Origin of the sequence: Roseibium sediminis (assembly GCF_008711325.1) — a bacterium.
Taxonomy (GTDB): domain Bacteria; phylum Pseudomonadota; class Alphaproteobacteria; order Rhizobiales; family Stappiaceae; genus Roseibium; species Roseibium sediminis.
In genome coordinates, this window is the sequence record NZ_VXDB01000052.1 from 1 (window position 1) to 11,096 (window position 11,096).

The 11,096-nt window shown below is 52.1% G+C and carries 12 protein-coding genes; 8 read left to right on the top strand and 4 right to left on the bottom strand.

The window, feature by feature from the left end:
* Nucleotides 1-726 precede the first annotated feature (726 nt).
* Entirely contained in the window at nucleotides 727-2,067 is a 1,341-nt protein-coding gene (gene nhaA, locus F0155_RS22605) for a Na+/H+ antiporter NhaA (RefSeq protein ID WP_150526839.1), read from the bottom strand.
* 88 nt (nucleotides 2,068-2,155) lie between these two features.
* Nucleotides 2,156-2,392 (bottom strand): hypothetical protein, encoded by a 237-nt coding sequence (locus F0155_RS22610; RefSeq protein ID WP_150526840.1) that lies wholly within the window; start codon nucleotides 2,390-2,392, stop codon nucleotides 2,156-2,158.
* A gap of 152 nt (nucleotides 2,393-2,544) precedes the next feature.
* Here F0155_RS22610 and F0155_RS22615 point away from each other — a divergent pair, with 152 nt between their 5' ends.
* The 8 genes from F0155_RS22615 (at nucleotide 2,545) to F0155_RS22650 (ending at nucleotide 8,666) form a co-directional block, all read left to right on the top strand.
* Nucleotides 2,545-3,279 (top strand): Crp/Fnr family transcriptional regulator, encoded by a 735-nt coding sequence (locus F0155_RS22615; protein WP_150526841.1) that lies wholly within the window; start codon nucleotides 2,545-2,547, stop codon nucleotides 3,277-3,279.
* Between the two features lie 364 nt (nucleotides 3,280-3,643).
* Complete coding sequence (locus F0155_RS22620; protein ID WP_150526842.1) at nucleotides 3,644-4,123, top strand: hypothetical protein; 480 nt, start codon at nucleotides 3,644-3,646, stop codon at nucleotides 4,121-4,123.
* Nucleotides 4,124-4,149: 26 nt separating this feature from the next.
* Nucleotides 4,150-4,989, top strand: coding sequence for a transglutaminase-like domain-containing protein (locus tag F0155_RS22625; RefSeq protein ID WP_208999418.1), 840 nt, complete (start codon nucleotides 4,150-4,152; stop codon nucleotides 4,987-4,989).
* Between the two features lie 137 nt (nucleotides 4,990-5,126).
* Nucleotides 5,127-5,432: a hypothetical protein gene (locus F0155_RS22630; protein ID WP_208999419.1), complete on the top strand. Its 306-nt coding sequence runs from the start codon at nucleotides 5,127-5,129 to the stop codon at nucleotides 5,430-5,432.
* Between the two features lie 2 nt (nucleotides 5,433-5,434).
* Nucleotides 5,435-5,788 (top strand): hypothetical protein, encoded by a 354-nt coding sequence (locus tag F0155_RS22635; protein WP_150526843.1) that lies wholly within the window; start codon nucleotides 5,435-5,437, stop codon nucleotides 5,786-5,788.
* 387 nt (nucleotides 5,789-6,175) lie between these two features.
* On the top strand, nucleotides 6,176-7,243 hold the full coding sequence (gene hflK / locus F0155_RS22640; RefSeq protein ID WP_150526844.1) for an FtsH protease activity modulator HflK: 1,068 nt from the start codon (nucleotides 6,176-6,178) through the stop codon (nucleotides 7,241-7,243).
* Nucleotides 7,240-8,274, top strand: a complete 1,035-nt coding sequence (hflC, locus tag F0155_RS22645) for a protease modulator HflC (RefSeq protein WP_150526845.1) — start codon at nucleotides 7,240-7,242, stop codon at nucleotides 8,272-8,274. The genes hflK and hflC overlap by 4 nt, the downstream gene beginning before the upstream one ends.
* Nucleotides 8,271-8,666, top strand: a complete 396-nt coding sequence (locus F0155_RS22650) for a hypothetical protein (RefSeq protein ID WP_150526846.1) — start codon at nucleotides 8,271-8,273, stop codon at nucleotides 8,664-8,666. Before hflC ends, F0155_RS22650 begins: the two co-directional genes overlap by 4 nt.
* 832 nt (nucleotides 8,667-9,498) lie before the next feature.
* Here the strand turns inward: F0155_RS22650 and F0155_RS22655 are convergent.
* A complete protein-coding gene (locus F0155_RS22655) occupies nucleotides 9,499-9,747 on the bottom strand; it encodes a type II toxin-antitoxin system Phd/YefM family antitoxin (protein ID WP_150526847.1) in 249 nt (82 codons plus the stop codon).
* A 62-nt stretch (nucleotides 9,748-9,809) separates the two neighbouring features.
* Entirely contained in the window at nucleotides 9,810-10,379 is a 570-nt protein-coding gene (locus F0155_RS22660; protein WP_150526848.1) for a recombinase family protein, read from the bottom strand.
* Nucleotides 10,380-11,096: the final 717 nt, after the last annotated feature.

The following is an 11,096-nucleotide window of genomic DNA, read 5'->3' on the forward strand; positions in this document are numbered from 1 at the left end:
CCCGAAGGCGTCTGGGTATAGTATCTGGGCACGTATACATTTCCCTGTACAAACCGGAACAGGGATGGACGCAGAATTCTTCCTCTTGAAAGAAATCAAGAAGTTAGCACACTCTAAAGGGTGACGTAAGGGAATGGCGGAGAGGAAGTATGTTCCCCCCAACTCTCAGTACACCATTGATTCAATAGCGAAAAACCGACCTTACCGGGAGGTTGCTACAATCTGTACTATTTGAATGAATCTTAGCGATTTGACGCTTTGGGGTCAATTACCCGTAAACTCCAGATTTGACTTCTTCTCGAAGTTGACAGCCAAAGCTCAGTACTTTTGGAAGGGAGCTCGCTTATGTGAACAGCTTGCTTTTGCATAGTGCTGGTGGGCCCGGAGGGAGAAGGCAACACCCGAGAAAACAACATATATTTCAGTAAGATGAAATTCAGATGGGGTGACTTTTTGGAGTAGACGATCCGGAAATTTCCAATAGATCCATTTCGACCCTCCATCCTGAAGCAGCCACGTAATTCGCCCTCGACCTGTGTTTGGGTTTTCCGCTGAAGATGCCGGGCAATTAGACTATTCGTGTGCTGTACCCAAGGCATGCCGGACCATCGCGCAGTATGGGTAGCGCCTGAAAGCCGTCTATACGACAAGCAGCAAGTCTCCAACAGGCTAGCCGGAACGAGTGCAAGGCGCACTCAAATACCTCTTTTAAGAAATCGATCGTAATCAGATTTCACTATTTTTTCTCCGAAGACGCTCGGAGAGGATTGTCAACGACACAAGCGTCAGCAATCCGAGAATTGCAGAAATCGCCGATCCTGTAAGAATTCCGAGCTTTGCCGCACCCAGCATCTGCCGATCAAATGCGAGATTCGCGATAAAAAGAGACATGGTGAAGCCGATACCGGCCAAAAAGGCTCCAGCCGCAACAGATGGCCATGTCAGATCTGGATGCCTAACCGCCAAGCCCAATCGAACAGCGCCCCAGCTGAAGCCTAGTACACCGAGCGGCTTTCCAAGCACCAGACCAACAACAATGGCTATGGAAATCGGCTGAGCGATGTCATTCAAATCGATCACGACACCAGCATTTGCAAGTGCGAACACTGGCATCACAACAAATCCGACCCAAGGATGCAGCGTCAACTCAATCCTCTCGACAGGGGAAAGCGACTCTGCAACCGCCCGCCCAGCTTCACGAAGATCGTGGCGTTCTGGAGTATCTCCGCTCCAGTGCTCTCCCACCGGATAGGCAAGAACCCGCCCAAGGATTGTGCGCAGACGGGAATCATTCACCCAAATGTTTGTCGGCGTCATCAAGCCGAGGAGAACCCCGGCAATCGTGGCGTGAATCCCCGAAGCATCAATGCATAACCAAATTGCGATGCCAAACAGATAGTAGATGGGAATGCTTCTGATCCCGAGTCGCGCAAGTCCTGACACCAAACTTAGGCCAAGTATAGCAAACCCGGTCGCAGCCCAATTCACTGGCTCACCATAAAAGACAGCGACCACCAGTATCGCTCCTACATCATCGAAAATCGCCAGCGACAACAAGAACAACCGAAGTACGGTTGGAACACGTTGTCCGAACAGCGCCAAGCACCCGATAGCAAATGCCGTGTCGGTTGCCATGACCGTACCCCATCCGTGTGTCCCGGGCTGCGGGACGATCAATGCCAAATAGATTGTGACTGGCACGATCATTCCGCCCAGAGCAGCAGCCAGGGGCAAAGCGGCTATTTTAGGCTTCCTCAGTTCACCGAGGACAAGTTCCCGTTTGAGTTCCAGAGAAATCACGAAAAAAAAGAACGTCATCAAGCCATCGTTGATCCAATCCCGCAGGGAGCGGATGAAGTCCAACGGCCCAAATGTCAGACCGACCGGCGTCTCCCAAAAAGCAAGGAATGCTGATTCCCATCTTGAATTCGCTAGGAAAAGAGCCAGCAAAACCGCTATAAGCAATAGCCCACCAGCTGCGGATTCTATCTTGAGAAATCTCGCAACGGGTTGTGTGAACCTGTCTGCAATGCCGTGTGGTAGATCTGTGGTGTTCTGGATCTTCATTGCAAGATCGATACCCATTTTGTGGGGAGCGGATTGGTGTCTAGGAAGAAAGTGGGCGGGGGACAGTTATGTGTGGGGTCCACCCGGACTAAAGGCGCCTCACCGAGTTTCCGCCAGCGATGATCTGTTTAATAATATCTGAAACAGCCCGGTGGGTTTCCAAATCTGCCTCCTCCCCTTTAGCGTTGTCATGCGCGGCAGAAGCATCCAGCAAAATGCCCATTATCTCGCGCTCTGGAAGAATGTTGTGGTCGTTTAGCGCCAGCAAAAGAGCCTCACAGATCGAGAGTGCCGCTATTCCTGAAAAATTTGCTGGATCGGGCATTACCGATGTTCCTTCTCACTGAGAGGAGTTCAACATTGAGTGCGAACCCTTTTGAAACATCAACCTTGCAGAGATGGTGTTATGGTGTACTGATCTGAAGCAGTTCCGGGGCCGAGATTACGGGGTAAATTTCATCGGCGCTGGAGGTACTTTTGGACACGATCAAACCCAGTCTGCTCACACGCAAGCTTTCGGCTTTTGTCGCCTTGTCAGCGCACGAACTTGCAGCTCTAGAGCGATTGCAACTGCGCCGTCGGACGTTCGTTGTCGGCCGAGATCTCGTGCATCAGGGACAATCGAAGCAAGCTGCCTACATATTGGCTTCAGGTTGGGTATGCTCTTACAAAACCCAACCTGACGGGACACGTCAGATCGTAGACTTCCAGATACCTGGAGATTTTCTTGGATTGCGCAGCGTTCTGCTTCGCACCTCAGACCACAGTTTTGAACCGATAACTGAGATTCAGGCTGCGGAAGTGCAGGCAGCAGATCTGCTGGAGGCCTTCGCGACTGCTCCGCGATTGGCGACTGCCGTTCTCTGGGCAGCCTCGCGGGACGAAGCGATGGTGGTCGAACATCTGGTAAACTTGGGTCGCCGCGATGCGGACGTACGCATGGCCCATTTCCTGCTTGAAATGGGCTCCAGGCTGGCTTTGGTTGGCATGGGCAGCCAAGAGGGCTATGACTGTCCGCTAACACAGTATCACCTCGCGGACGCACTGGGGTTGAGCGCAGTGCACGTCAATCGTGTCTTGCGGCAATTGCGTGAAAGCGGGCTAGTCACCTTTCGAAGCGGCAGGGTATCGTTCGACAACTATAACCATTTGGTGAAACTTGCAGATTTCGATCCCGACTACCTAGACCTTACTGGCCCATTGCTGAAATAGAACAATTCCTTCTCGACTGTGTTGGCTGTATTGCGACCGTAAAATACAGAAGTAATCCCGTATAGCGCACCCGCAGAGTCCAATGCTTGCCTCTAAGGCAATCGTTCTGGAAAAGCCTTCACGCTAACATCGATCAGGATACATGGCATCAAGGCCTAGTAGAATTGTCCCAATGATCGGGCTCTCGCTCAATTTTTTGGTATGCGCGTTCTGGCCCGGCGGTCTGATCAAACGAGTCCATCAAATTTGAACAGACAACGTCAACAACAGCATTGGTCAGTATTCTGCATGCTCCGGGAGCAGCTTTGCTTGAAAGTCTAACGGCATGAGAACTGACAAAAGCCCAAAAGGGACCGAATATTCTATGGATATTGAGAAACCCTCTCCCAAATCGGAGGCTACTGATCTCGAAAGACGTGTGCTGGCGCATGAGAGGATCTTGCAGTCTCTCATCGCGTATATGGCGCGTTCAGAGCCTCGGTTTGTGGACCATCTCAAAACCCGCTTTGTCGACACAATGTCGATGGCCCGCCGGGAACAGGATTACCGAGATGTCGACGACTACGCTGAAGAGTTCATTCGCGCTGTTATGCATCTGGGCGAAACATACCTGCCTCCGAAATCCGAAATTCTGAAATCTGACGCAATTTTTGGACACCCTCTGGAAGGGCAGCTACATAAAAACAAACATGAACAGCCTGCCAAAATTAAGTTGGACAGGGTACGCGTCAGGGAAAGAAATGGGATATGGGAGGTCCGTGTTGATGGTGTCTTTTTGGGAGACTATCATAAATTGGAACATGCTCGAACGGCTGCAGCAGTAGCCCGGCTCTCACTTCAATGAGACGCGAGCCTTCATCCGAAATCTGTATGGCTGACCCCATCAGGGCCAGAAAACACAAGCTTCGAATTAGTTTGGGATGTCATCTGGAATATGATCTCCCGCGTGCAACTCCGATGCTTGCACTTCTCAACGTGCACAATTCCCGTTTTGCTGACATCCAAATATTGGACTATCTAAAGACCTCCCCCTGCGTGCCTATTCAGAGTTATAACGACGCATTCGGGAACTGGTGGGCGAGATTAACAGCGCCACCAGGCGCATTTACGATTGTGACAAACGGCATTTATCTGGACTCTGGAAAAAAAGATCCGGTATCCCGAGCTGCATATCAGCACGATGTTCAAGATTTACCATCCGACAAACTTGGTTATTTGTTTGGAAGTCGCTATTGCGATACTGATCTCCTTTCGGACAAAGCTTGGCAACTGTTTGAAAATACGCCTTCCGGCTGGGCCAGAGTTCAAGCAATCTGCGACTATGTGCACCAGCATGTGTCTTTCGGCTATGAATACGCGCGTGCGACACGCACGGCGTCAGAGACCCTTGCTGAGGGGCGAGGTGTTTGCCGTGACTATACCCATCTGGCAATCACCTTTTGCAGATGCATGAACATCCCAGCCCGTTATTGCACCGGTTATTTGAGCGATATCGGCGAGCCGGAGCCACATCCTCCTGGTGATTTCGCGGCTTGGATGGAGGTTTTTCTGGCCAAAAGATGGTGGGTCTTTGATCCGCGCAACAATATCCCTCGCAGCGCACGATTTCTTGTTGGCCGTGGAAGAGATGCAGCAGATGTGCCGTTGATACAGACCTTTGGTGAAAACACCCTCAAATCTTTCAAGGTTTGGACAGAAATAACGAGATGAGACTAACTTCAATCAGCACACCATTGTGGAAAGATCCCTAGGTTATCAGAACAGGGAAAGCCCTGAGCCAACACTTAGACTAGCGGAAACCTGTTAGTTTGATTGCGCCGCTCCAAAACAGTTCGGTGGACCTGAAGATGAAAGAAGGATCGACCAAGTCGACCAATTCAACGGTGGCATTTTCACATCCCTTCTCTCTCAAGGGGCACTCGGAAATCCTTCCAGCCGGAAACTACGAAGTAATTGTTGAAGAGGAACTTCTACAAGGGCTGAGTTTCCTCTCTTACCGGAAGACGGCGACCTATCTGATCGTCAATGAAAAAGGCAAAACAACGATGTGGGAGATTTTCGGAAACGATCTGGAATCCATGCTCACACGTGACAGCGCAATGTCTGAACGCATCGAAAAACCAAAATCGGAACACGGTACTCAGGAGGATTAGAAATGAACATCCCCGAATGGCTCAAACCTGTGACGCTCGGTATCCTGGTGGGCGCGATTGCAGTTAGCGTGGCGGGATTCTCCTGGGGGGGCTGGATAACCGAAAAAAATGCGGCAGCATTGGCAAACACACAATCGCACAACAAGGTTATTTCGGCTCTAGTGCCGATATGTATTGACATGTCCCGTAATGACGCTGAACGCATTGGCAAATTGGCTGAGCTTCGTCGGACCTCTACCTACCAACGCGGGACCGTACTCATGGAAACTGGTTGGGCCACCGTCCCGGGAACTGACACGGCAAACCGGGATTTAGCACAAGCTTGTCTTGCTGCACTTGAACTGGACAAATCCTGAAGCAGCAGCATCTCTGGTATACCGGCAGAATTGCCGACATGCCTTCAAGAATACTCCCCGTTAAAGGTTAAACCCTTGGGAGAGAGCTCTTCGGGACTGCCGACGAGACGCGGCACTATTTTGCCAGAAGCCACCACCAAATCGGCAAACTGCCTTCCCCCCATTGAGAGGCGCCCAAAATGAAGAGACGCCCGTTTTGAACACGCCATCTGGCTGACAATATACGCCTGCCAATTGAAATCTGCCTTACGCCAATGGCGCAACAGCTGTGGTGCGGCAGAGCGCCCGTGCGCCCAACACTCCACACTTTCAGATCGCAGCCTCGCTCACAGCAACTATCGATCCGGGGTCACCTGGACGCTCAACCTTCTCCTATGAGGCAAATCCATGAATTCCGAAAACGAAGGTCCAGTCAATTCAGGACCATGGGGGACAACTCCTCCAGACAGGTCATCGGACATAGAGGTATTTCTACGCAAGGGACGACAGCAATTTGTTGGGTCGTTCCCGGGTGGTCCACCATCAGTTCGTGGACTTCTGGTCGCCACCATCATTACGGTCGCAGGATTAGGGATCTGGTCTTCCTACTATACAGTCCCTAGTGACTCCGTGGCAGTTATTCAGCGTTTCGGAAAATTCGTTGCGGAAGTCGCGCCGGGGCTACACTTCAAGTTCCCTATGGGCATAGATACCGCAATCATTGTCCCGGTAAAGCGGCAATTGAAGCAAGAATTCGGCTTCACCACACCCGGTGGCAACGACCCCTACCAGAGTCCTTCTGACGGACGCCGTGTAACCGAAATGGTCACGGGCGACCTCAATGCAGCTCTTGTCGAATGGGTGGTACAGTACCGGATCTCCGATCCGGTCAAGTTTCTGTTCGAGGTGCGCCAGCCCGCCGCCACCCTTCGCTACGTCTCTGAATCCGTGATGCGTGAGGTCGTTGGTGACCGCACCGTCGACGAAGTTATCACGATCGGCCGACAGGAGATTGAAAGCGAAGCGCTTTTGAAAATGCAGGCTCTCGCCACAAAGTATGCCATGGGCATCAGCATCGACCAGGTTCAGCTCAAGAACATCAACCCGCCCGAACCTGTCCAGGCTTCCTTCAACGAGGTCAACCAGGCTCAGCAGGAAAAGGAACGTCTCATCAACGAGGCGCGCCGAGAATATAACAAGGTCATTCCGCTTGCCGAAGGCGAAAGGGATCAGCGAATACGCGAAGCAGACGGTTATCGGCTGAAGCGGATAAACGAGGCCGAGGGTGACGCTGCGCGCTTCACTGCACTACTTACGGAATATCTCAAGGCACCCGATGTGACACGTCGGCGGATCTATATCGAGACCCTTCAGGATGTTTTGCCCGGCATCCGGTCGAAGATCATCGTCGATGGATCAACAAACAGCATCCTGCCGCTTCTCAATCTAGACCAGCAAATGGAAACACGGCCATGAAGATCGTATGGAAGATTCTGGCCGGAATTGCAGCCATTACGCTATTCGCGGCTTCCAATGCCGTCTACTCAGTCGGTGAAATCGAACAAGCAATAATCACCCAGTTTGGCAAGCCCGTGCACGAGCCGGTCACCACGGCGGGGCTCAAGCTGAAACTTCCTTTCGTTCAAGAGGTCAACCGGATCGACAGGCGGGTTCTGGAATGGGATGGCAATCCGTCAGACATGCCCACGAAGGATAAGCTTTATATCTCCGTCGATCTGTTTGCTCGCTGGAAGATCACGGACCCCTTACAGTATTTTCTACGGCTGCGCGACGAACGCAGCGCCCAGTCCCGCCTCGACGACATTCTTGGAAGCGAAACGCGAAACGCGGTTGCAAAGCACGAACTGATTGAGATTATTAGGACAACAAAAGGACGTACACCCTTGCGAGACACGCTCCTGACTGACGAGGAACTTGCGCAGGATATTGGGTCGCTTGTTCCCATTCAAAAGGGGCGCGCACTTGTGGAGCAGGAAATTTTCCGGGCTGCGGCCCCGAAGGTGCAGGTCTTTGGAATTGCGCTGCTAGACATCCGTTTCAAGCGTATCAACTACAATGAAAGCGTACGACCGAAGATCTACGACCGGATGGTTTCGGAGCGGCGCCAGATCGCCGAGCGCTTCCTGTCGGAGGGCAATGGCGAGGCCGCACGAATTCGCGGCAACCGAGTTCGCGACCTAAACAAGATCCAGTCAGAAGCCTATCGGGAGGTGGAGCAAATTCGTGGAGCGGCCGATGCCGCTGCGGCCGACATTTACGCACGTGCTTACAACACTACTGTTCAAGCCGCAGAATTCTATGAATTCACGCGAACCATGCAGGCTTACAAGGACATGATATCAACTGGGACGACCCTTGTCTTGTCGACGGATAGTGATCTCTTCAAATTCTTGAGGGGTATGCGGGTTGAAGTCGGGAAACAGGATCGTCGCAGGCCGCGTGGCGGTAGCGAATTGGTCAGTGACCAGACGGAGCAGGCGCAATGACAAAGTCGGTTACGATCGAAAGCGCGGGGCTACAAAACTGGAAACAGTCCGAATCTGCGCCCATATCGGCGTCATATCCAGATCCGTTCAATTTCATGAATCGCGCGCTTGAGAATTGGGACGACGAGGGAGGAGCGCCCGCGCAGGATTCCATGCACAGTGAATATGGCAAACGTGTCGAAACGAACGGCTCTTGGACGATCTACCACGTCTTTACCGGCAGTCCGGCAACAATCGGCGGCAACCTGATGCAGAACATGGACGCCAATGACGCTCTGGATCAAATGAGAAAAACAAATGCCGACAATTCCATACGGAGGGCGTCGCACGGTAAGATCCTGAAAGTGCAGTATCTGGCGGCCTGGTGGGCCCGATTAACGAAATACTTCTAATCTCATCTCTTCCATACGTTTAGCGTCATCGACTTTCACCACCCAAGCTCCACCAAATGCCCATAGAGCGCATTGTGCTACCGCCATCCAGCCACTGTCTGATTTCATGTAGGCAGGAACGCCCGAAGGATAAAGAGATCGATCAGCCTGAAGATCACAACGATTTGCATCATCGGTTCGAAAATACACGAAGTCATAGCTTAACATCTGAAGGGTTGGATACGCCGAAACCCTTAGATATTGTCTGAGATTATCAATCCAGCGCCGACGAGGAGTTATCAGAAGTGTCCCCTGCCAGCATCGGACAAGACCAATCATCCAAGGTAAGGTCCAAGAATGCCTTGGGAAGCTGCTCATGTTCTTTCTGAAAACGCTTGAATTCCTTCAGTTGGTTGTTTCTCATTTCTCCATGCTGCCTGCGCCAACGAAAGTGGGTCTATTCGGTGTGACAAGAACCGACAATATGGCATCGACTTTAGCCATCCATTTCCCAACAGGGGCCTCAACTTGTCGAAACTGCCAGACAAGTTCCGCTAATTTGTGAAGCTTCGCGGACTTTCGAAATCCTCAGTTCCCCGAAATTCCACGGGGGGCCAATTCAAAGCCACAGAGATTAAGCGAGACACACAACCAAAAGCCCAAAACACAGCCAATCCACGTCAAAAACAGCTGATGGGATTGTGTAGTAGTAAGACCAACTGCAGCGTTTGCACCCGGGTTCAAAATCTCGAAAAACGCGGCTAGGGCAACTGGCTGCTGTGAACTCGGTTACCCCCAAGAAGCGCCAGGATAATCCGAGCTTGCTCCTTGGACATTGCCTTCCACCCACAAACTACGCGTCAGGTTCGAGCAGAGCCCGAAAGCCGCGTTTCAGGCTGTCTACGTGCTCTTGGGGAGCATCATGAATTGTGTAGACCTCGCGAGTGGCAATGCTCACTTTTTGAAGATGCTCATAGAGCTCCACCGGAAGTACCACCAACCGGTCAGCTCCGCCCTCTTCCAAGACAACTGGTTCGGTCAGAACGGCATTCAGCACTTTTCCCGGTCGTGCCCTGAATTCTGATATCGAAAACTTCTGCATCTTCCCCCCCTCCAGTTTCGTCTACGGCAGACTGCATTCGGATGCCTTTCTTGCAATCAACCCTACCGAATATTCGCTGGAGACACACCCGTTTCAGCATCAGACAGGGCTCTATAGACACTTGCTCTCCCGATACCCAATTCCCGAGCGATGGCGGCGGCCCCCATGCCGGATTGTTTCAGCGCTCTGACCGCATCAATGTCCACACAACGCTTGCGCCCCTTGTAGACACCCCGAGCCTTGGCCTTCGCGATGCCCTCCATCTGACGTTCGCGGCGCAGGTTGGTTTCAAACTCCGCGAAAACTCCCAGCATATCAAGGAACGCCTTCCCCGCCGCGTTCGAAGTATCGATCGGCTGTTCCGTCGCCTTCAAGGCAACCCCCTTCTTCTTGAGAAGCATAACGATATTCTGAAGATCACCGATTGAACGCGCCAACCGGTCGACGCGCGTAACATAGAGCTCATCACCCTCGCGCATGAATTCCATCAGCAGTTGTAACTCTGAACGACCATCGATCTTCGTCCCGCTCGCCTTCTCCTTTCGGACTTCGCAGCCTACAGCCTCAAGCGCTTCAATCTGAATGGAGAAGTCCTGATCTTCAGAACTAACCCGCGCGTACCCGTATCTCATATTGCCCCCAAATGTCTCAATAGGATCTAGAGGTAGATTAGCAAACGTCTCAAATATCGCAATACAATCCTAATGAGACAAATTAATAGCCATCACGAGGCGCCTCGCTGGCGTATACTCTATTGGGACATCGCGCACTGATGGGTTGATTGGCTGAAAAATCGACGAAGAATGAAGTCACGCCTCTGCCCTGAGCTGCCATTCGGCAAGAGACATGCAAACGGCCGGTCCCCCTTGAGCTGTCGTTGGTGAAACCTGCAGCAAATGACCGTTGCTGACCTGAAGCGGACGTTCGTTGCGGTCGGAACGAATGACCGGACAGGGGCCGGAAACAGACTGTCAGCTGCGCGACGCCGAACAGGGACAGCGGACATCGCAGTTCTTAACGCCTAGGTCTGAGTTCCAAAGCGGCCATCCACCATGGAGAGCGGTACAAGTGCGGTGCGGAAGAGGCGTTACTCAAGATCATCCGCAAACGGATGCCCACCCGTAGGCATGTGCGCAAACACCAATAAAAAGAGCGCCTGAATGGTCAAGACTTCCGGATGTGGCAATTCATTTCGGGAAACGGATCGAAGCGGCTGGTTTGGATAACGTTCTGTTGATTCGAGCGCCGATGTCGGCCGCAATAAATTGAAACGACAACTCTTAGCTGCTATGTATGAGACTGTGCAGATTTTTGTGCCCTGGCGCTTTGATTACGCCATTGGGAAGCGG